The following is a 21,855-nucleotide window of genomic DNA, read 5'->3' as shown; positions in this document are numbered from 1 at the left end:
ATGAAACTACTTAAACGTGTTTTGCTGCTCCTTGTCGTAATCATAGGGGTTGTCGTTTACCTAAATTATCCCAAATTGAACATTATCTCCGGTTATGCTGCAAAAAATGTGGCATCTGGTGTTTTCTTGGCGCATCGTTCCGCTGCCAGTATGAATCAATATGACAATAGTGCTCCCTTAATTGAAATAGCATCTACTGAGATTGATGAGAGTGAGCAATCCGCATCTTCAACCGTTTATGGGATGATGGAGCGTACAGCAGTATATCGTGATGGTCTTGGAGCCGTTTTGATCAATGATGATTACGACCCCAAAGCGTTAACAATAAGACCTCAAAGAAACCAACCTGTCGATACCATTCCTTACCCGTATGGACAAGCGGCGCCATTGGATACCGTATTGGCTGATGTGGATATGGATCAAATCAACAAGGCCATCGCCATGGCCTTCGCCGAGCCTGAAACTCAAAAAACACGAACCTTTCTAATTCTGTACAAAGGACATTTGATCGCCGAAAAATATATTGATGGGTTCGATAAGGATACGCCTATTTTGGGATGGTCCATGACCAAAAGTGTGTTGGCCACTTGCTATGGTGTTTTGGAACACCAAGGAAAGTTGGAAATGGATTGGCCCGCTCCCATTCCTGAATGGAAGGATGATGAGCGAAAGAACATTACCCTAAATCATTTACTCCGCATGCAAAGCGGATTAGCGTGGGACGAGGATTATACCGGAATATCTGATGTTACACGAATGCTGTTCTTGGACAGTGATATGACCCAGGCCCAACGTGATAAAAAAGCGATAGCAAAACCAACTGAAGTATGGAACTACTCTTCGGGGACCACAAATTTGCTTTCGGGAATACTAAAGCAGCAATTTAGGAGCCATCAAGAGTATTTGGACTTCCCCTACTCCGCTTTAATCGATAAAATAGGGATGTATTCCATGGTTATGGAAGCTGATATTGCAGGGAATTATGTGGGCTCCTCCTACGCATGGGCGAGTACACGGGATTGGGCACGTTTTGGACAATTACATTTGGATAAGGGGAATTGGAACGGGGAACAACTGTTTGATGCTTCTTGGATAGATTACATTACAACTCCAACCGCAAATTCCAACGGTACTTACGGTGCTCATTTTTGGTTGAATGCGGAAGGGAAATATCCGGATGTGCCCAGGGATATGTTTTCTTGCAATGGTTTTGAAGGTCAACATGTGTTCATGATTCCCTCCAAAGACTTGGTGGTTGTGCGCACAGGTTTGGCCGAGGAACCGTATTTTGATGTCAACGGAGTGCTGTCGAACATCGTAAAAGCGGTACCGTAAATCGATGAGATATATCAAAATACTTGAAAAACCACAGAATTAAGACACTTCACAACAATAATTTCGTTTACGGGAACTCTCGTAGTAGTTTTACTATGTAATAAAAAACGAAAGTAATTTTTTCATTTTCATATAGTGTTCTCGTAAAAGAGTCTTGACCATAACGGCAGGGCTCTTTTCTATTTGGGGACATCCTGAATTAATCCAAGACGCATCTCTATTCTGCTCGATGTAACAACTACAGTTCTTTATTTTTTGTCATTTCGAGCGCAGTCGAGAAATCTATGTTCTCAAACACAGAATCACCTAAAATATAAAGATGACAACAGGTAAAGGATACTTCACAACAATAATTTCAACAAAATGAAGAGGTGAGCTACTTTTACTATGTAATAAAAAACGAAAGTAATTTTTTCATTTTCATATAGTGTTCTCGTAAAAGAGTCTTGACCATAACGGCAAGGCTCTTTTCTATTTGGGGACATCCTGAATTAATCAAAACGCATCTCGACTGCGCTCGATGTGACAACTACAATTGTTCATTTCTTGTCATTTCGAGCGCAGTCGAGACATATAGATGCTTCAACCATTTCACTGCTTCAGAAAATGACAATGGGTAGTTGTAAATTTTTTATTGGTAGCTGTAAATTGACTTACGGAATCCACTTGTCCTTGCCAAAGTCGGGTTTACGCTTTTCCAAAAATGCGTTTCTACCTTCTTTTGCTTCGTCCGTCATGTAGGCCAATCGCGTAGCTTCGCCTGCAAACACCTGTTGTCCGACCATGCCATCGTCGGTAAGGTTCATGGCGAATTTCAGCATTTTTATGGATGTCGGTGATTTGGCCAATACTTCCTGGGCCCACTGGTATGCAGTATCCTCCAATTCATCATGAGGGATGACAGCGTTCACCATACCCATTTCATACGCTTCTAGTGCGGAATAATTACGTCCTAGAAAGAAAATCTCGCGGGCCTTTTTCTGCCCTACCATTTTGGCGAGATATGCGGAGCCGTAGCCACCATCAAAACTGGTAACGTCGGCATCGGTTTGTTTAAAAATAGCGTGTTCCTTGCTGGCAAGGGTCATATCACACACCACGTGTAAGCTGTGCCCTCCCCCAACGGCCCATCCGGGCACTACGGCAATTACCACCTTGGGCATAAAACGAATCAAACGCTGCACCTCTAAAATATTCAATCGATGGTAACCATCATCGCCTACGTAGCCTTTGTGTCCACGGGCCTTTTGGTCGCCCCCGCTACAGAAGGCCCACTTACCGTCCTTGGACGATGGTCCTTCACCGGAAAGCAGCACCACTCCAATGGAGGTGTCTTCTTGCGCATCATAAAAAGCTTTGTACAGCTCGCTGGTGGTCTTGGGTCGGAACGCATTGCGTATATCGGGGCGGTTAAAGGCGATACGAGCCACACCATTACATTTTTTATAGGTAATATCTTCGAATTCCATGGCGGTTTGCCAGTTGGGTGATTCCATAGTTGTAGTTTTTATTGAAATACAAATAACGGAATTTCTGGATTATTGTCGTTTTGAATTGTTCCTTCCGGCACCACTAAAAGAATAATTTGATTAAATTAATGATTGACAATAGATTAATGCCTGCTCAACCTTGAGGTAGTTTTATTTTTTTTCAACTTTAAAATTAATTTATGAAAATCACCATTAACCTATTTATAGACAATTGAAACTGTAACAATAGTTCAATAACACCCTCTTTTAAAGTGAACACTAACCGATTTATCATGAGATTGACAATTCTACTATTTTTAATATTCCTTCAAACCAACTCAATAGTTTCTCAGACCTCTCTTGATGAAATTGACCTTGACAATGGAAAATTCAAAGTGGGTTTTCAGCATTATACTTCCTATGATAGTACAAGAACTTATAGTAGAGTTTTTGACTACACCAATGAAAAAATTGAAAGACCGATTCTGGTAAGTATATGGTATCCCACTGAACAGAATGTGGATGATGCGGAACCGTTGACGGTCTTGGATTATCTTGAAATTTTAAAAGAGGAAGAAGAATGGGAGCATCTGCCCAATGATCAAATATTGAAGTGGTTTTATTACCAAAATACGCCTGCTAACCAAAAACACCTTACGGAAATAACGACGGCTTATGCCAACATGGAATTTGCAAAAGGAAAATTACCAACAGTCATTTACAGACCAAGTTTCCAAGCATCATCCATCGAGAACTTTGCTCTTTGTGAATATTTGGCAAGCCACGGCTTTGTGGTCATATCAAGTCCAAGTAGAGGAACGGAAACCCGTTGGTTCAGCAGCAACTCTGCAAGGGAAATTGAAACACAGGCCAGGGATACGGAGTTTTTGATAAAGGAGGCTGGGAAATTTTCTTTTGTTGATCATGAAAAGATTGCCCTAATGGGCTTCAGCTTTGGGGGGTTATCAAATATCATAGTGCAAAATCGTAACGACAATATAAAAGCAATTGTTAGCCTTGACGGTACAGAAAGATATCAATATGAATCGCTAGAACAATCCCCGTTTTTTGATGCTGAAAAAATAGACGTTCCATATGCCCATATGGCCCAGAAGGAAATTCCCGAAACAGTTTTAAAGGAAGATAAGATTGATTCCGAACTCAACACTGTGTTTCAATTATACGATAGCATAGTAAACAGCAAGGTTCATCGTTTAAGGTTTCATAACTTAACCCATAGCTACTTTAGCACATTGGGGGTCCTTTTTGCAGATAGGGATAAAAGACAAGACAAAAGCGATTCTGAAATTATGGAATCTTACAAATGGGCTGCGATGTACACATTGAATTTTTTGGAAGCTACTTTGAATAAGGATAAAAAAGCATTGGGGTTCATCGAAAATAGCCCAGAAAACAATGGAATTGGAAAAAAACTGATCACTCAGAAAATCAAACAACCACAAAAACAAGTGTTCACGTTTCAAGATTTTAATCAGTTGGCATTAAATCAAAATTACGAGAACTTGGTACAACTACATGATTCTATTTTAGCGATGCATCCTTCGTTAGAAATTCCAGAGGGCAATCTAAACGTTCTAGGGTTACAACTTGTTTTTAATCCAGAAACATCTTTACAAGGAATAAACGTATTTTTATTGGCAACAAAACTTTATCCAAATTCTTCAAACCTTTATGATAGTTTGGCAGAAGGATATTTATTTATGGGCGATAAAGCAAAGGCCATCGAGAATTTTGAAAAATCCTTAAAATTAAATCCTCAAAGTCAAAATGCCCTCCATCGATTACAACAACTGAAAAAATAAATTAATCTGAAAGTATATGGCAAGCGATTGGCTCAACATGTGGAACACCAAGTTTGGACAAACGGAATACGCCTACGGTACAGAACCTAATAACTATTTAAAGGACAAACTTCAGCATATTCCTGCGGGCTCCATTCTTTTTGCCGCCGAGGGAGAAGGCAGAAATGCTGTGTACGCCGCACAATTGGGCTGGAAGGTGTCCGCTTTTGATATCAGCGAGGCAGGTCAACAAAAAGCTTTGAAATTAGCGGAGGATAAAAAGGTTTCCATAGATTATAAATTGGGCGATTTGCCAGATTTAGGTTTTAAGGAGAAGGAATTCGATGCGCTGGCGTTGGTCTATGCCCACTTCCCTCCCACCATTCGCCCAGAATATCTTAGAATGTTGAGCAGTTACTTAAAAAAAGGCGGGCACCTAATTTTTGAAGCCTTTAGTAAAGACCATCTCGCTTACAAGCAGCAAAACCCCAGTGTAGGCGGACCAAACAATGTGGATTACCTGTTTTCCTTGGAAGAGCTGGAAACCAGTTTTACAGATTACGAAATTCTGGAACTCAAAAAAACAACGGTAGCGCTCAATGAGGGCGAGGGCCATATTGGTACCGGGTCGGTAATTCGTTTTTTCGGTAAAAAGCAATAGCTAAGCTATACTGTTTCGTGTATGCTGAATATCTGTCAGATCCTTATTGGACTTATTCAGATAAATTGTATTGTTGAATAGGCGTTATTTATATCATACTACAGATAAATATATTAAAATATTAACACGTAGACGATTACGGAGTTGAACATAATCACAAAGAAATCTCTAAAAGGCTTTCTACAACATTCCAATAAATCCAATAATCCAACCGTCCTTAAAAAGAAAGTATGCCCTGCACCCGCTTTAACAACTCGGCTGCCATTTCGGGCTTTAAACCATAATCCTGTAAGCTATCCACAGGGTTTTTAAAGCTCAGTTGAGTGGTGGTCTCATCCAATTGGTGAAGTACCAGTTTTAGGGGAATATCGTTTATGGCCAAAGGATCGTTCGCCATGATCTCCGCAATATATTTCGGGTGAAAAAAGAGCAATTGCCGCAAGGGCGCTATGCATACCCCATGTTTGGCCACAATGGCCTGGGTGTCTATTTCGTGCAGGAGCAAAAAGCCGTGGTCCGCAATGCGTTTTTTTAAAGCGCCGTACAACTGCCCAAAGGGCACGGGCAGGGTCTGGTGGATCACATGGGCTTTCATAGGTATAGGTTAGGCCATGGCGGCACGGGCAAAGCCCACCGTTTCGCGATAGGTTTTGGGCGAAATGTCCGCATTGTTCTTAAAAAATCGGCTAAAGTAGTGCTCATCGTCATACCCGAGGTCGTAGGCAATCTCCTTTACCGTTTTGTTGGTGAGGTACAGCTCGCGCTTGGCCTCTATAATGATCCGTTCGCTGATCAGGTTGGTCATGGTCTTGTTAAAATGGTTCTTGGTCATCTTGGCCAGCGCCTTGGGGCTAATGTTCAGCAAATCGGCATACTCCCCAGCGGAGTGCATGGTCTTGTAGTGCGTCTCTATCAGGTTTTTGAGCTTTTGGAGGATAAAGGGCTCCTTTTCCTCAGGAGTGCCCTCCAAGGCTTCGGGCTGTTGCTTGGCCTTGGCACGGGAGGCCGTGATCAAGAATATTTTAAGATAAGAGACCAACAGCTCGTACTGCGCCAGTTCCGATTTTTGCACTTCGGCATACATCTGCTCCAGCACCAGTTCAAAACTTTGGGCCATATCGACGGTAACACAGAGCATGGGCGGGCTGTAAATATTGTTGAACAGCACCCCATTGCAGGCTACCTGTTCGTGGTGCTTGTGGATGCAGAAAAAATCGGGATGAAAATTCAACACCACGCCCTCCAACGGTTCTTCCTCGGTGAACGCAAAAGGCTGATAGGGCGTTACGGCAATTAGGGTGTTTGGCGTAAACGTGTACTCCGAAAAGTCCACTTGGGCGGTGCCCCTCCCCTTTTTTATCCAGATCAAGGAATAGTAATTTAAACGGTGCGTGTCGCAAAACTGACAGCTGCTCTCAAATTCGGAGAGTTTAAAGGCCAGGTTTCCCGTTTGTTCGTCGATGAGCGTGTTGGTGTTGTAGATGTCCATATGTGTTTAGTTATCAGTTTTCAGTAGGCAGTTGTCAGTTATCAGAAGTCTGATGTCTGAAATCCGTAATTAAAGTCTTCTCTCCGATTCGGCTATCGGCAGGTCGTTGATGCTGGCATAGCGCTTTTGCATAAGCCCATGCGCGTTGAACTCCCAATTCTCGTTTCCATATGCGCGAATCCACGCTCCTTCGGCATTTTGGTATTCGTATTCAAACCGAACTGCAATCTTGTTGTCGGTAAAGGCCCATAGTTCCTTTCTCAATTTGTAATTTTTTTCTTTTTGCCACTTCTCCGTCAAAAAGGCAACCACCTCCTCACGCCCGTTGATAAACTGCGAACGGTTGCGCCATTCGGTGTCAATGGTATATGCTTTGCTTACCTTTTCAGGGTCTTGGCTGTTCCAAGCATCTTCGGCCAATTGTACCTTGTCGCGGGCAGTTTCTTCAGTAAAAGGGGGCAATGGATATTTTTTTTCTGTTTCCATGATCATGTTTTTTGGATGAAAAAGGGCAGGAACCTATGGCGGGCCCTACCCTATCAGCTAATTAAAACTACTTGCTGTTTTTGACCGTGGGCCAATTGGCATGTGCTGCCGTTTTGAGCTCCGTGGTGCGTTGCCCCCAATCTTCGTAGGTATTGAAAAGCTCCCCGTTGAACGGTCCGTTAAAGAACAGGTACAGTTTACCATCGATCACGGTGTAAGTTTCTGGGTTGATAGGAAATTTGGCTTCCTTGGCCCCTACGCCCCAAGCGCAATAGCCATCAAACTGAGGCAAATAACTGTTTGGCGATTTTTTAAAGGCACTTTGGTTCGCCTTGTTGGCAAAGTAATAGGTAGCTCCGTTATGCTTCACTGCATAACTTTTGCTTCCGTGTGTTGCTTTTCCCGAAAAATAGGAAACCACATCGTACCCACCAACGGCCAGACCATCATCATCTACCGGAGGGGTTTGTGCCTGCACGCTGATGGCGGCAAACAATGCAATTCCAAAAAGAAATAAATTTCTGAACGTTTTCATTTGTTTTGATTTTAAGATTATTGATTGATTAAACCGTAGCCACTTCCACTACTGGGAAATCGATATCGGTGTTGGCGGTATTGTTGAAATAATTGGTCAAAATGTTCAAGGCTACGTGCGCCACGATCTCGCCCACGGCACCATCGGTATAGCCAGCGGCTTTTACGGCTTCCACATCTTCGGAGGAAACACGACCGTTTTTGTTAATCAAGGTTTTCGCAAACTGAAGTGCTGCGGCCACTTTTGGGTCGGCGTTGATGCCTTCTCGTGCCGCTTGAAGCGTATCAGTATCGATGCCTACCAATTTTTCACCGATAAAAGAGTGCGCGGATAGGCAATAGTTACAGGCGTTGGACTCTGCAACGGACAAGGCCAACAATTCGCCCAATTTTCCGCCCAAAGATCCCTTGCCCAGAGCATCGCTCAAGTTGAGGTACCCTTCCAAAACGGCTGGGGAGTTCCCCATGGTCTTCATCATGTTGGGAACCATTCCCAATTTGGCTTGGATGCCGTCGAATAATTCTTTTGATCTTCCAGTGGCTACTTTTGGATCTAATGCTTGTAAACGTGTCATAACTTTCTGTTTTTTAATGAATAAATGGTTTGTCATTATTGACATTACAAAGGTGCGATGATGGGTGTTCGGATAAAATGGACAGATGCCGCAACTCCTTGGACAATTTTCCCCATTGCGAAATACCATACTGATTATCAACAAAAAAGAAGGGCCGAACCTATGGTTGGACCCCTCATCACTCCACTGCAACATCACGCTCACTGACGTTTATTTGATTGGATGCATTTTCAATTCTTTTACCAATTCATCGGTGCTGAATACACGGCTGGAAATCATTTTATAGTTGGTCTGGGCAGCTTGGTTGCCATCTAATCCAGGCAATATGGCAGAAGCGGTAGCGTCACCGACCACGGCGACTTCAAAACCGTTTTCCACCAATTCCCTCATGTGAGATTCGGCACACAGGTTCCCTGACATTCCTGCCAAGATCACTTTGTCCACCCCTTGTTTACGTAACTGTAGGGCCAAATCGTTGGATTCGGAGCCAAATACTTTGTGCGGGCTGGTCACCACTACCCTATCTTTATTGATGTATTTTTTGTAGCGGGGCAACCAATCGGCTCCCGAACCTTCAAAACCTTTTACATTCAATTGTTCCCCACGGTCGAACATGCTGATGTTGTGCATCAATTTTTCAAGGGTGCCCTCAAATTTCCACACATGATCGTGCTCGTAGTAGTAGTGTGGGGAAACAAACACAGGAATGTTGTACTGTTCGCCCAACTTAAAAATGGTCTCCAAATTTTCAATGGTGTTGTTCTCTTGGACACTTTGTCCCACGGCACCCCAAGCCACGCCATCAGGGCTAAGGAAATCGTTTTGCGGATCGGTGATCACAATGGCGGTTGTTCCGTCAATAATAAAACCTGGTTCTGGCAATTGGGCATATATGCCCGTTACGGTAATCAAGAACAGGGATACTGTTCGTATCAAATTTTTCATGATATTCTTTTTAACTGATTAAACTTAAATTTTGATGGAACAAAGTTGCGGCAATGGCATGGGTGAAAAAATGGACGGAGTTCGCCACTGAATGGATAATTTTTCTTTTTGCAGTGCAAAATAAAATCCGTTGGTTCAAAACGGCCATTCCTCAATTCAAAAGGGGCATTCGTCAATTGAGTACGTAGAATTATTGCCTATTGTGTAGTTTGGTAAAAAAATAAGAGTATGACTACGCTTGAAACGATAAACGCCTTATAGATTTTTTGTTTAGTGGTATTGGGATTCATCATTTTTATGGTAGGTTGGCTTCTAGGCGCCGAGTTCACCAGAAAATACAGGTGTTAAAACAATACCTCAGTTTTTAAAACGTTCCTACACACTCCAAACCTACTTAAACCTACTTAGCCATTTTTTGGAGAGACCCCAATATTGAACGCATTTTAGCCTATATCGGAGATGGGCAGTACATTATACGAATAGATCGTTTGCGCAACGGCGAAATCCGCTACCTGTGCTGGAACAAGCGCAACGGTATCCTCACCAAGCCTAACCTAATCCTTGAAAATGGTGAAATAAGGGAGTCTGCCGAGGGTGAGACCACGGAATACGTGTTTACGCACGAGGAAAGTACGTTTTCGGTAGAGCACATTCATCCCAATAAAAGCAGGGTGCCCCATTATTATTTTGTTGAGGTCACCGATAAGGACCAAAAAAAAAGTACTTGGAAAATGGAACAATTGCCCATCCCCAAGTACCTTGAATCGTTATCTTAAAAAAAAGGTTATCCTTTGTAAGTGACCCTGTAAATAGCGTTGCCCTCGTCATCGGAAATCAACAACGAACCATCTTTAAGAAAAAGTAGGTCTACTGGCCTACCGAAAGCCTCTTGCGATTCTTCGTCCAACCAACCATCTATAAAAGGCTCGTAGCTTACGGGCTCGCCGTTTTCCAGTTTTACCATGCTTATCCTGTAGCCCACTTTTTTGGAACGGTTCCAAGAACCATGCTCCGCCAAAAATGCCTGTCCGGTATATTGCTCCGGAAACATAGGGCCTTGCCCAAACTTAACGCCCAAAGCTGCTACGTGAGCCTGTAATGTCTGTACTGGTGGCACAAAATCTGAACAGGGACGTTGATCCCCGTATTCGGGATCTTTCACGGTTCCGCCATGGCAGAACGGATATCCAAAGTGTTGACCTACCTCGGTCAATTTGTTCAACTCTCCCGGAGGTGTATCATCCCCCATCATATCCCTGTTATTATCTGTAAACCAAAGTTCCTTTGTCTCTGGGTGCCAAGTGAATCCTACGGTGTTTCGTACCCCGTTGGCCACGATTTCACGGTTACTGCCATCCAAATCCATTCGGGTGATGGAGGCATATCGCTTATCCACAGTAGCACTATCACAAATATTACAGGGAGCGCCAACAGGCACGTAGAGTTTGTCATCAGGTCCAAAGGCAATGTATTTCCAGCCGTGGTGGAACTCTGTTGGATAGTCATCGTAGACCAGTTCTGGCTCCTTTGGGTCTTCCAACTTCGACTCAATATCCGAATACTTGAACATTTTGCTCACCGCTGCCACATAGAGGGCTCCATCTTTGAAGGCAACACCGTTGGGCTGCTCCAAATCGGATGCAATGGTGTAGGTTTTATCAACCTTGTAGTCACCATCCGTATCTTTAAGGGCATATACCTTTCCTTCGTTACGGGTGCCCACGAAAAGGGTGCCATCGGACCCCATGGCCATGGAACGTGCCCCTTCAATATTTTCCGCATATACATCTATGCTAAAACCATCGGGCAGATTAAGGCGGTCCAATGGCAAATCGGTGGTGGTTTCGGTATTTTCCGCTACTTCTTCTTGGGTCGATTCCTCTTGGCTTTTTTTGTTTTCCTTACAGGCCACAAAAGCCGTCAAGAGCATCAACATAAATATTGACCGTTGGGTCAAAGTGTACATTTTCATTTTATTAGTTTAGATGTTTTAGTTTCTGAATCAATAAAGCTATAACAAAATGATGGAAAGTGGAAAGATATCCCGAGCCAATGGCAGAAAGCCCAACAAGATTTTGATGGTCTCCCCTACCTATTCTTTCTTTTTATACTCGGAAAGGTTGCCCTGATACCAAATGTTGGTGCGGTGGCTACTGGATACCGTAAGTCGAGCGTTTCCGTTGGGATAGAGCTGTGCGATGACCTGATAATTCTCGGTATCTCCGCTAATATTGAACCGCATGGTTTTTCCGGAATCCTTTTTATTGGGAGAAAAAGAAAGGTCTTTGGGTATGCCCTCAAATAGTATTCCGGTCTTGTTCTGATTGTAATATCCGCCCATACGGCGCTCCCCGAAAAAGGGTAAATCTGCCTTAACACTGTCACCCACCATTCTCAAGTAACCACCAGACCCACTAATATCTATACGGCTGGCGGTACTGCCAAAAGGCAAAAGGCCTGCATTGGCAATGCTGTTCAATCCTTGACTGGCCATGGGTTGGGCCCAATTGGCATCGATTTCAAATTGCTGATCGGCAATCATTTTATCCAAAGCAGCGATTGCTTCCGGAGATGCCTGGTTTTTGCTAGATGCACAGGCTACGGACACTAAAAGCAAAAGATAAGCTCCAAATTTTACAATAGATTTCATTTGGTTTAAAATTAATTCGACTTAAAATACGAAAAAGCCAAACCAATTCCGAGATAAATAACGGAGTCTTAACGTTTAAAGCGCTCAAAAATGGCCAAGGTCTTTTTGGTGTTGATGAAATAGACCCCGGTCAACAATATGGCCGCCGCCAGAATAGATTGAAGGGTAATCTGTTCGTCCAAAAAATACCAGCCCAATAGCAAGGCTACAATGGGGTTCACATAAGTGGACGTTGCCACCTTTTCAGGAGAAACGGTCTTGAGCAGATAGTTGAACGAGGTGAACGCCAAGATGCTTCCAAAAAATATGAGCAACAGCATCGAAATCTGTACATCGCCGCTCCAAGCCAATGGTGACGACCATTCTTCTCCAAACCCAAGGCTCATCAAACTTAAAATAAGGCCTGCAAAGAACATTTGGTAGCCCGTATTTACAAAGTAATTGGTAGGCAGGTCGGCTTTCGCCACAAAAAGGCTTGCATAGGCCCAGCAGAGCATACAAAAGAAAATCATTGCCATTCCCACGATGGATTCTTCTTGGGCTATAATCTGTTTTTGACTTACCAGCAAGTAGATGCCCACAATCCCAAAAAACACTCCCACTACGGACATGGGCTGTATTTTTTTCCCTTGGAGTATGCGCATCATCAACAGGATGATCAGCGGTTGGGAAGAAATTTCGAGGGCCGCGAAGCCTGTGTCCACATACCGCAATGCCCAAACCACCAATCCATTGCCAACGCTAAGGAAAAGGATGCCTGCCAATACAGAGTTTATAAGCTGTTTTTTAGTGATTCGGAGGGAGATGCCCATGATCTTGGCCAAGATAAAAATACAGAGTCCTGCCACGGTGAACCTACAGCTCGCCAACATGAACGGCTCAAGCTCCATAACGGCAATCTTGTTCAACAAATAGGTTGAACCCCATATAAAATAGATGGCGAAAAATGCCAGGATGACAAGTACAGAGTTTGAGGATTTTGCCATAACAGGACAATTTTAATGTCCTGCAATATTACGCATGAATATTCGGTGAAAAGGGATTTGTTGAAATTTTAAGGTAAAAAAGAGCTACAAAGGTTTTTTAAGGTCGAATAGATACGCTGCAAACTCGCTTTCCAATTTTTTAAAACGTGCCAGATGGGATTCAATCTCATGGGTATCCGTTTCCGGCAAATCTATCTGTTGATTTCTTATTTTGGACAACAACCTGTTTTGATGCTTCCTAAACTCTTGAATATGCCTGTTGAGCTCGTAAAACTTTTCGAACCGCTGTGGGCATTTGGGCTCATAGGTATAGGAATTCAACTTTTCCGATAGTCTCTGCACCATACGTTCGTTTCTTTCTACCCTTACAAGAAGTTCCTGCTTATGTTCAATGGTATTTGGGGATATCTGTTGCATGGCATACAAGGTTTTAATGGTGTAACGTGTTGTCCACTATTAAGTTAAAACATTTCCTTCAAAAGTTGATGGGCTTAACCCACATTTAATAGTTTATTTAACATCTGGTCATAAAAAAAGCCCGGTTTTATCCGGGCCTTGTGCTTAAGAGGAAAAAGACTTTTAATTTCCAGTCTGTTCTTTAGCTTCTTCCTTAAGTTCGTCACTGGCTATAATGGCCAACTCCACTCGTCGGTTGGCGGCTTTACCGGCAGCTGTTTCGTTGCTTTCGATAGGTTGTTCTTCACCATACCATTTAGTGGTAAAACGTCCGCTGGAAATTCCTTTGGATACCAAATAACTGGTTACCGACTGAGCTCTACGCTGAGAAAGGCTCATGTTGTACTCTGCAGCGCCATCGGAATCGGTATGACCTTCGACCAAGATGTTGGTTTTTGGGTATTCCTTAAAGATTCCTGCCAATTTATCCAAAGTAGTAGCAGAAGCACCTTTGATATCAGCCTTATTGGTGTCAAAATAAACACCATTTTCTCCACTAAAGGTAACGTTTATACCTTCACCTACCCTTTGCACTTCGGCACCTGGGATTTCCTGTTCAATTTTTTCTGCCTGTCTGTCCATGCGGTTACCAATGTAGCCACCAGCAGCACCACCTACCACGGCACCAATAATAGCACCTAGTGCAGTATTTCCTTTACCTACATTGTTACCGATAACACCACCGATAACGGCACCACCACCGGCACCGATTGCGGCACCTTTTTGGGTGTTGTTCGCGTTTTTGACAGCATCACAGCTAATAATCATGGTCAATGCTAAAAAAGCAGTTGCTCCTTTCAATACAATATTTTTCATGTAATTATTTTTTTGAGAATTCGTAAACAATGGTCACACTCTGACCGTCAACCGATACATTGGAGTTAAGGGTCATGGACTGTTCGGACAAACTGACAATGTTCAAACGGTATCCGTAACCGCCGGAGATATCCTTTCGGTTCTCGTCAATAAACTTGAACTGCAATTGACTCTGGTAATTTTGTTCCGGCTCCACAACGGACCATCTAAAAAAACGGTCGCCTCCTTGACAGAGCGAGCTTGGAGCTATAGTGTAGCGTCCAGTACTGTTATTGTCCCTAAAAAACCACTCACTATCCTCAAAGCAGATATCTTCTGCATCGTTGAAGATGGTGGATTTAAAGTTTCCGGAAGCGTTTTGGTAGTAAACATTGTCCAAATTCCAAGTTCCGCTGAACAAATCTCGCTGTGTTCTAGCACTTTTGGAAACCGAACATGATGAGAGCAAAAGTCCCACCACTGTAATCAATAAGAGTGATCTTTTCATCATAGGTAATTAAGTTAATGTTTAAGAATATACGTTTGGGGACGTATTATAGTTGTTAAATTATGAAAAAAATGGCTAATCCACTTGTTTTAAATGGGATAAAGACCATATTAATATTGATACAGTTCAATTAACTCTGCTTCGAACCGACTTTTGGGCAAATAGTTTGTTTCAAGTGATTTTGCAAATGGAACAGGTGTTTCCAAACTGCCCACCCTTTTGACGGGAGCATCCAAATATTCAAAACAATTCTCCATGACCATGCCCGAAATATCGCTGGCAATACCTCCGAACAAAGTATCTTCTTGCAATATGATCAATTTGCCCGTTTTTTTGACCGAGTTGTAAATGGATTCGGCATCCAGCGGCTGAAGGGTTCTCAAATCCAGCACATCCGCATCAATCTCTGGATGCTTTTCCAAAATTTCCAACGCCCAGTGCACGCCTGCACCATAAGAGACCACGGTCAAGGCCGCTCCTTTCATCAATAATTTGGCCTTGCCAAAAGGTAAGGTGTAGTAATCGGTAGGGACGTCTCCTTTTACGCTTCGGTACAGCCCCTTGTGCTCAAAAAACAGTACCGGGTTTGGGTCGTTGATGGCCGTGTTCAATAACCCTTTTGCATCATCTGGAAATGCTGGGTATACGACTTTTAAACCTGGGGTTTTGGTAAACCAAGCCTCGTTGGTCTGGGAATGGAACGGCCCCGCCCCTACACCGCCCCCACAAGGCATTCGTATAACAACATCGGCTTTCTCGTTCCAGCGATAATGCACTTTGGCCAAATAATTGACGATAGGATTGAACCCGGAGCTCACAAAATCAGCGAACTGCATTTCAACGACCGCTTTCATGCCATTGATGGATAGTCCCATAGCCGTGGAGACAATGGCCGATTCACAAATGGGTGTATTCCGCACCCGGCTCTTACCAAATTTGGGCACAAAACCTTCAGTAATCTTGAAAACTCCGCCATAATCAGCCACGTCTTGTCCCATAATGATGAGTTCGTTGTGACGATACATGGATTGTTCCAAACCTTGGGAGATGGCATCTACAAAACGTATATTTTCTTTTGAGTTTGATTTTGGGTCAATACGCTGATAATCAAAATCAAAATACACCTCTTTTAACTCTTTGCTTTCGACACACTCAACCGCATTCTCATCAAAAGCTAACTGCAAGTTAGCGTTGATTTCCTCTGTAATTTCTTCTTTGAGGTTCTCGATATATTCTTGGGTCAGCACTCCTTCCGTCAACAGAAAATGTTCATAATTGGAAATAGGGTCTTTTTTGCCCCATTCCTTCATCAACTTATCGGGAACATATTTGGTGCCACTCGCTTCTTCGTGCCCTCGCATCCGAAAAGTCTTGAACTCGAGCAACACAGGCCTTGGACGTTTGCGTATGGCCCTGCACAATTCATCCACTTTGGTGTACACTTCCAAAATATTATTACCATCAATTATTCGGGACTCCATGCCGTAGCCTTTAGCGCGGTCCGCCAAATGTTCGCATTTATATTGTTCATTGGTTGGTGTGGATAGCCCATACCCGTTATTTTCTATACAGAACAATACCGGAAGGTTCCATACCGAAGCTACGTTCAAAGCTTCATGAAAATCCCCTTCACTAGTGGCTCCTTCACCAGTAAACACAGCGGTTACACGTTTTTTTCGGCGCAACATATCCGCCAAGGCGATTCCGTCAGCCACCCCCAATTGCGGGCCTAGATGCGAAATCATACCTATTATTTTATATTCTTGGGTCCCAAAGTGAAAACTACGGTCCCTACCTTGGGTAAACCCGCTCTGTTTTCCTTGCCACTGGGCAAAAAGACGGTTCAATGGGATGTTCCTGGAAGTAAAAACCCCAAGATTCCGGTGCATGGGGAGAATGAACTCACTTTCCTTGAGCGCTTGTGTAACGCCGACAGAAATAGCTTCTTGCCCAATTCCACTGAACCACTTGGAAATTTTGCCCTGCCGAAGAAGAATCAACATTTTTTCCTCTATCATCCTTGGCTTCAACATGCCTCTGTACAACTCCAGCAACTTTTCACGTTCCAAGCTGCCAACATGATACCTCATATCGTAAAAATTCTGTTGGCTAAAAGTAGTAAAAAGCCCTTCAAAACGCTTTAAAATTCAAAAACCTTCAGCTTATTTCCTTATTTTTGATTTTATATCAAAGATGACAATATGAGTGCGATTCCAAGTGTGGACCTGAAAGACTTTGTTTCGGGCGACCCAAAACGAAAAGAAAAATTTGTCAATGAAATAGGTGCTGCTTTTGAGGATATTGGCTTTGTGGCACTAAGCGGACATTTTTTATCCGATGAATTGGTGGACGACCTGTATTCGGAAATAAAAAAGTTCTTCAACCTTCCACAAGAGGTGAAAGATAAATATGAAATTGAAGGTATTGGCGGACAGCGTGGATACACTTCTTTTGGAAAGGAACACGCCAAAGGCAAAAAAGAAGGGGATTTGAAAGAATTTTGGCATTTTGGCCAATATATCGATGACAATCCAAAATTAGAGGCCGAATATCCTGATAATGTTACCGTTGAGGAACTGCCCGATTTTAATCGTGTTGGAGAGGAAACCTACAAAATGTTGGAGAAAACCGCTAAATATGTGCTTCGGGCCTTGGCATTGCACCTGGACCTTGAAGAAACCTATTTTGATGACTACATTAAAAACGGAAACTCGATTTTAAGGCCCATTCACTATCCACCCATTACAGAAGAACCTAAAAATGCTGTTCGTGCTGCCGCCCATGGCGATATTAACTTGATTACATTGCTCATGGGCGCACACGGAAAAGGACTCCAAGTAAAGGATCACCAAGGCAACTGGGTGGACGCCATTGCCCAACCCGACCAATTAATGATCAATGTCGGCGATATGCTGTCCCGATTATCCAACAATAAATTAAAATCCACTATTCACCAGGTAGTGAACCCGCCAAAAGAACTTTGGGGCACATCACGTTATTCCATTCCGTTCTTTATGCACCCGGTAAGCGATATGCCCTTGGATTGCCTTGAAAACTGTACCGATGAGGACAATCCCAAGGCATTTGAGGACATTACTGCCGGCGAATACCTGCACGAAAGACTTATTGAGCTAGGACTCGTAAAAAAATAAAGATGGACCTGCAAGACCAACTAAAGAATCTATTTCCCGACCACGAACCGGAAGACGAACCGGACAATGATAAAAACGAACCCTCATACTGGCTACAAGATGACCCCATTATCTGTAAATACGAGAAGCGGAAGGGAAAACCAGTAACCGTTCTTGAGGGGTACAATGGCGCCGATAGTGATTTTAAAAAACTGACCAAAGACTTGAAAACTCTCTTGGGAGTTGGCGGCAGTTTTAAGAACGAAGCGATCATTATTCAAGGGGATTATCGCGATAAAATTATGGACTTCCTAAAGGAAAATGGATTTTCCGTAAAGCGTGTTGGTGGATAATATAAAAATTTAACAAAAAATCGATTCAGATTTTAATTGATGTTAAAAACTTGACCTTAAGAGCAATGTTTTGTGAAAAAATTTTTGTGTTCTTGCTTTAAACCTTACTTTTATTCATCCTAACCAACGAAAACTGAGCTGAAAATGAAATCACTGTTGCACATAACCAACGGAGACAGTTTCACGTCCAGATTACAGTCCTTACAATTAAAAGGAGACGTAATTACATGGAGAGAAATGCTTTGCGAAGGCAAAACCCTCTCTTCCGTGGGGAGCGAATCTTTCTGGAAAACAAGGTTTGAGTTCCTGAACAAAAATTATAAAGTCTCCAAATCTTGGTTCATAGAAAAAACCCTGAAAGAATACAGGTCACTTTGCAACCACAAACAACAGGACCAGATAGTGCTATGGTTCGAATATGACCTTTTTTGCCAAATAAACATGCTGGCCGTACTTAGTTGGCTCAAAACACACAGAAGACATGCCGAAATCTACTTGGTATGTAGCGGCAAAGTTGAAGGCTCCAATAAGCTTTACGGCCTAAATGAGCTCAACGACGAAAAACTACTGGAACTTTACGACAACAAAAAACTCCTTTCTCAGGATGATATCGAATACGCGGATTACATTTGGCAATTGTATTGCAGTGATAATCCCATCCGTTTGGAAAATCAGATTGCCAATAACGATTTCCAGTTCGAATATCTTTCAGACGCTCTTAAAACGCATTTAAAGCGCTACCCCACCATTAAGAATGGCCTGAACGACCTAGAGAACCATATTTTGGAAGTGGCCAAAGAAGAAAAGCCCAATTCCAGAAATGAATTAATGGGTAAGCTATTGGCCAACCAAGGATTTTATGGTTTTGGGGACACGCAATACGACAGAATGATTTCCTCGTTAAAACCTTTGTTCAGTTCTTTTGACCCTGTCAAATTGACCAAAAAAGGATTACATGTTTTAAAACAAGAGGCTAATTATTATTCGCAAATACGTGATAATCAAATGTATTTGGGGGGTTCTTTAAAGTATAGCTTCTTATACAATACCGACACCGAACGAATCCTGAAATTGTAATAGATGAAAGCTTCACTGAGCAGTTCAGAGCTGATTCTGAATGCTGATGGGAGCATTTACCATCTCAACCTTCTTCCAGAGGATATTGCCGATATCATTATCACCGTAGGTGACCCTGAGCGCGTATCCGAGGTTTCCAAGCACTTTGATTCCGTCGAAATAAAGAAAGGAAAGCGCGAGTTCATCACTCATACAGGTATTTATAGCAACAAACGAATAACTGTCATTTCAACAGGCATCGGAACGGACAATATCGACATTGTTTTTAATGAATTGGACGCCCTCATAAACATTGACTTTGCTTCCCGAAAGGTTAAAACAGAAAAAAAACAGCTCAGTTTTATACGGATTGGTACATCCGGTTCCATACAACCGGATATTCCAGTTGATTCGTTTTTGATGAGCAGCTCCGCAATAGGTTTTGACAACTTGCTTCATTTTTATGAGCATGGACACGTTACGAACCATGCGGTCGAATCCGCCCTTATATCCTATTTGGGTTGGGAAAACCACAACATACATCCCTACGTTGTCGATTTTGACGAGTCATTAGCCGAAATTTTTGAATCAAATCGTATACGATATGGCGTAACAATAACAAATTCAGGTTTTTATGGACCACAAGGAAGAACATTGAGATTAGCGCCATCCATTCAGGATTTTAACGACAAGTTGGCCCGGTTTTCCTATCAAAATGCAAGGATAACGAATCTTGAAATGGAAACCGCCGGCATTTATGGTCTTGCCAAACTCCTAGGACACAGAGCAGTTTCGCTCAATGCGATATTGGCTAATAGGGCCACCGGAGAGTTTTCCGAACAGGGACATAAAACGGTCGAAGAACTCATTAAGTACACTTTAAACGCTATCGCAAATAGTGACCTTATATAATTTTAAGGCTACTTTTTTTGATGGATACCGAACGGAATCATAATTTTAGTACCACAAAGCAACAAGCCCTATGAAGACCGTAAAAATTATTGGTGTCCCAGAACATTTTAACCTCCCTTGGCATCTGGCCATGGAAGACGGTGCTTTTGAAGACAGGGGCATTCAATTGGAATGGACCGATGTTCCTGAGGGAACAGGTAAAATGACACAAATGCTGCAGGATGAAGAAGCCGATATGGGCATAATTCTTACCGAGGGCATTATCAAAAGCATATCACAGGGCAATCCCAGTAAAATTGTTCAGGGATTCATTTCTTCTCCGCTGCTTTGGGGCATTCATGTGGATGCCAAAAGTAGCCGCAAGTCTATTTCTGATCTTAAGAACGATAAAGTTGCCATTAGCCGAATGGGAAGTGGAAGCCACTTAATGGCCTACGTTAATGCGCAAAACCAAGGATGGAATACCGAAAAGCTGGAATTTGAGATCATCAATAATTTGGATGGCGCCATAGAAAGCCTCACCAGCGGTTCCGATGCCTATTTTATGTGGGAGCATTTCACTACAAAGCCTTTGGTAGACAACGGCACTTTTAAAAGAGTGGGCGACTGCCCTACCCCGTGGCCTTGTTTTGTGATTGCTGCTTCGGATGCATTTATTCAGCATAGTGAAGGCGTGCTCAAACATGTTTTGGAAGTCATTAATACATATACCTCGGAATTCAAACAAATTCCAAGTATTGACAGAACCCTGTCCAATAGATATGAACAAAAACTAGAGGACATAAAAGCATGGCTATCCAAAACTACTTGGGGACAGGAACAACTTTCCTCAGCAACCGTGAACGAGGTCCAATCTAGATTGCACGACCTTAATCTGGTGGATGAAGTCAAGGATGCTTCAGAATTCCTTTGGAAATAAAATAAATAGATGTCAAGTCGAGCGCAGTCGAGACCAATCAACTCAGTCATTATTTCGCCAATATACCTCTCGACTGCGCTCGAGGTGACCCATTTACCAATCAATAGACTCTTTACCCATACGGTTCAACAAATCATTTGTTTTACTGAAATGCTGATTGCCAAACCACAGGCCTCGATTGGCACTCAAGGGTGAAGGATGCCCAGAAGTAAGAATATGGTGTCTGGTTTTATCTATCAAAGATGATTTCTTCTTGGCGAATCCGCCCCAAAGTAAAAAAACCACACCTTCCAATTCGTTGGAAACTGTTTGGATTACCGCATCGGTAAACTGCTCCCAACCCTTTTTCTGGTGGCTCCCGGCCTGATGCGCCCGAACCGTCAGCGTCGCGTTCAACAAGAGTACGCCTTGGTCTGCCCAACGTTCCAAGTTTCCACTTTTGGGATATGGCTTTTCAACATCAGTTTTGATTTCCTTAAAAATATTGACCAACGATGGTGGATGTGGAATCCCATCTTTTACGGAAAAGCACAATCCGTTGGCCTGGTTCGGGCCGTGGTACGGATCTTGTCCAATAATTACCACTTTGGTCTCATGAAATGGGCAATGGTCGAACGCCGAAAAAATATCCGCTCCTTTGGGGTAACAGGTATGCTGTTGATATTCCCGCTTCACAAAAGCGGCCAATTGTTGGAAATAGGGTTTTTCAAATTCATTGTTCAACTGTGCTTTCCAGCTTGGCTCAATAGTTACTTCCATGCGTCGACTTTACTTCTTTTTGGTCAGTTTGTAG

24 protein-coding genes are annotated in these 21,855 nt (G+C 42.8%); 9 read left to right on the top strand and 15 right to left on the bottom strand.

The window, feature by feature from the left end; all coding sequences use genetic code 11:
• On the top strand, positions 1-1,335 hold the full coding sequence (locus J0656_RS16915) for a serine hydrolase domain-containing protein (RefSeq protein WP_207036051.1): 1,335 nt from the start codon (positions 1-3) through the stop codon (positions 1,333-1,335).
• A 653-nt stretch (positions 1,336-1,988) separates the two neighbouring features.
• On the opposite strand, the gene J0656_RS16910 is transcribed toward J0656_RS16915, so the two are convergent.
• The gene (locus tag J0656_RS16910; protein ID WP_207036049.1) at positions 1,989-2,831 is read right to left on the bottom strand and encodes a 1,4-dihydroxy-2-naphthoyl-CoA synthase; all 843 of its coding nucleotides are present in this window, start codon (positions 2,829-2,831) and stop codon (positions 1,989-1,991) included.
• A gap of 266 nt (positions 2,832-3,097) precedes the next feature.
• Between J0656_RS16910 and J0656_RS16905 the strand changes: the two genes are divergently transcribed.
• Positions 3,098-4,627: a prolyl oligopeptidase family serine peptidase gene (locus J0656_RS16905; protein ID WP_237688978.1), complete on the top strand. Its 1,530-nt coding sequence runs from the start codon at positions 3,098-3,100 to the stop codon at positions 4,625-4,627.
• A 16-nt stretch (positions 4,628-4,643) separates the two neighbouring features.
• Positions 4,644-5,267, top strand: a complete 624-nt coding sequence (locus J0656_RS16900; RefSeq protein WP_207036045.1) for a class I SAM-dependent methyltransferase — start codon at positions 4,644-4,646, stop codon at positions 5,265-5,267.
• Positions 5,268-5,484: 217 nt separating this feature from the next.
• Here the strand turns inward: J0656_RS16900 and J0656_RS16895 are convergent, their stop codons facing one another.
• From J0656_RS16895 to J0656_RS16870, 6 genes are all read right to left on the bottom strand, one after another.
• Complete coding sequence (locus tag J0656_RS16895; protein WP_207036043.1) at positions 5,485-5,862, bottom strand: DUF302 domain-containing protein; 378 nt, start codon at positions 5,860-5,862, stop codon at positions 5,485-5,487.
• 9 nt (positions 5,863-5,871) lie between these two features.
• Positions 5,872-6,756, bottom strand: coding sequence for a helix-turn-helix domain-containing protein (locus tag J0656_RS16890; RefSeq protein WP_207036042.1), 885 nt, complete (start codon positions 6,754-6,756; stop codon positions 5,872-5,874).
• A 69-nt stretch (positions 6,757-6,825) separates the two neighbouring features.
• Positions 6,826-7,242, bottom strand: a complete 417-nt coding sequence (locus J0656_RS16885; protein WP_207036040.1) for a nuclear transport factor 2 family protein — start codon at positions 7,240-7,242, stop codon at positions 6,826-6,828.
• Between the two features lie 67 nt (positions 7,243-7,309).
• Positions 7,310-7,777 carry a YHS domain-containing (seleno)protein gene (locus J0656_RS16880; protein ID WP_207036038.1) on the bottom strand — a complete coding sequence of 156 codons (468 nt, stop codon included), beginning with the start codon at positions 7,775-7,777 and terminating at the stop codon, positions 7,310-7,312.
• Positions 7,778-7,805: 28 nt separating this feature from the next.
• Entirely contained in the window at positions 7,806-8,351 is a 546-nt protein-coding gene (locus J0656_RS16875) for a carboxymuconolactone decarboxylase family protein (protein WP_207036036.1), read from the bottom strand.
• Positions 8,352-8,561: 210 nt separating this feature from the next.
• Complete coding sequence (locus J0656_RS16870; protein WP_207036033.1) at positions 8,562-9,296, bottom strand: cysteine hydrolase family protein; 735 nt, start codon at positions 9,294-9,296, stop codon at positions 8,562-8,564.
• Positions 9,297-9,784: 488 nt separating this feature from the next.
• Here J0656_RS16870 and J0656_RS16865 point away from each other — a divergent pair, with 488 nt between their 5' ends.
• Positions 9,785-10,072, top strand: coding sequence for a hypothetical protein (locus J0656_RS16865; protein ID WP_207036031.1), 288 nt, complete (start codon positions 9,785-9,787; stop codon positions 10,070-10,072).
• 8 nt (positions 10,073-10,080) lie between these two features.
• Here J0656_RS16865 and J0656_RS16860 read toward each other — a convergent pair whose 3' ends face one another.
• From J0656_RS16860 to J0656_RS16830, 7 genes are all read right to left on the bottom strand, one after another.
• Positions 10,081-11,268, bottom strand: a complete 1,188-nt coding sequence (locus J0656_RS16860) for a PQQ-dependent sugar dehydrogenase (protein WP_207036030.1) — start codon at positions 11,266-11,268, stop codon at positions 10,081-10,083.
• A 120-nt stretch (positions 11,269-11,388) separates the two neighbouring features.
• The gene (locus tag J0656_RS16855) at positions 11,389-11,946 is read right to left on the bottom strand and encodes a DUF4251 domain-containing protein (RefSeq protein WP_207036028.1); all 558 of its coding nucleotides are present in this window, start codon (positions 11,944-11,946) and stop codon (positions 11,389-11,391) included.
• A gap of 68 nt (positions 11,947-12,014) precedes the next feature.
• On the bottom strand, positions 12,015-12,932 hold the full coding sequence (locus J0656_RS16850; RefSeq protein WP_207036026.1) for an EamA family transporter: 918 nt from the start codon (positions 12,930-12,932) through the stop codon (positions 12,015-12,017).
• An 84-nt stretch (positions 12,933-13,016) separates the two neighbouring features.
• A complete protein-coding gene (locus J0656_RS16845) occupies positions 13,017-13,349 on the bottom strand; it encodes a P-loop NTPase family protein (RefSeq protein WP_207036024.1) in 333 nt (110 codons plus the stop codon).
• A gap of 162 nt (positions 13,350-13,511) precedes the next feature.
• Positions 13,512-14,204 carry a YiaD family glycine zipper/OmpA-like lipoprotein gene (locus J0656_RS16840; protein WP_207036022.1) on the bottom strand — a complete coding sequence of 231 codons (693 nt, stop codon included), beginning with the start codon at positions 14,202-14,204 and terminating at the stop codon, positions 13,512-13,514.
• A 4-nt stretch (positions 14,205-14,208) separates the two neighbouring features.
• Positions 14,209-14,694 (bottom strand): lipocalin-like domain-containing protein, encoded by a 486-nt coding sequence (locus J0656_RS16835; RefSeq protein ID WP_108247318.1) that lies wholly within the window; start codon positions 14,692-14,694, stop codon positions 14,209-14,211.
• Between the two features lie 107 nt (positions 14,695-14,801).
• A complete protein-coding gene (locus J0656_RS16830; RefSeq protein WP_207036020.1) occupies positions 14,802-16,781 on the bottom strand; it encodes an alpha-ketoacid dehydrogenase subunit alpha/beta in 1,980 nt (659 codons plus the stop codon).
• Between the two features lie 111 nt (positions 16,782-16,892).
• On the opposite strand from J0656_RS16830, the gene J0656_RS16825 reads away from it, so the two are divergent.
• From J0656_RS16825 to J0656_RS16805, 5 genes are all read left to right on the top strand, one after another.
• Positions 16,893-17,843: an isopenicillin N synthase family dioxygenase gene (locus J0656_RS16825; protein ID WP_207036018.1), complete on the top strand. Its 951-nt coding sequence runs from the start codon at positions 16,893-16,895 to the stop codon at positions 17,841-17,843.
• 2 nt (positions 17,844-17,845) lie between these two features.
• The gene (locus J0656_RS16820) at positions 17,846-18,175 is read left to right on the top strand and encodes a translation initiation factor (protein ID WP_207036015.1); all 330 of its coding nucleotides are present in this window, start codon (positions 17,846-17,848) and stop codon (positions 18,173-18,175) included.
• Between the two features lie 144 nt (positions 18,176-18,319).
• Complete coding sequence (locus J0656_RS16815; RefSeq protein WP_207036013.1) at positions 18,320-19,252, top strand: DUF1835 domain-containing protein; 933 nt, start codon at positions 18,320-18,322, stop codon at positions 19,250-19,252.
• A 3-nt stretch (positions 19,253-19,255) separates the two neighbouring features.
• Positions 19,256-20,143, top strand: coding sequence for a nucleoside phosphorylase (locus J0656_RS16810; protein WP_207036011.1), 888 nt, complete (start codon positions 19,256-19,258; stop codon positions 20,141-20,143).
• A gap of 70 nt (positions 20,144-20,213) precedes the next feature.
• Positions 20,214-21,062 carry a substrate-binding domain-containing protein gene (locus J0656_RS16805; RefSeq protein ID WP_207036009.1) on the top strand — a complete coding sequence of 283 codons (849 nt, stop codon included), beginning with the start codon at positions 20,214-20,216 and terminating at the stop codon, positions 21,060-21,062.
• Between the two features lie 93 nt (positions 21,063-21,155).
• Here the strand turns inward: J0656_RS16805 and J0656_RS16800 are convergent, their stop codons facing one another.
• Positions 21,156-21,821, bottom strand: a complete 666-nt coding sequence (locus J0656_RS16800) for a uracil-DNA glycosylase (protein ID WP_207036007.1) — start codon at positions 21,819-21,821, stop codon at positions 21,156-21,158.
• Positions 21,822-21,855 lie beyond the last annotated feature (34 nt).

The sequence above is a fragment of the Flagellimonas aurea genome (assembly GCF_017313785.1).
GTDB lineage: Bacteria > Bacteroidota > Bacteroidia > Flavobacteriales > Flavobacteriaceae > Flagellimonas > Flagellimonas aurea.
The sequence above is the reverse complement of the archived record's forward strand: the minus strand, read 5'-3'. Positions and strand labels throughout refer to the sequence as shown.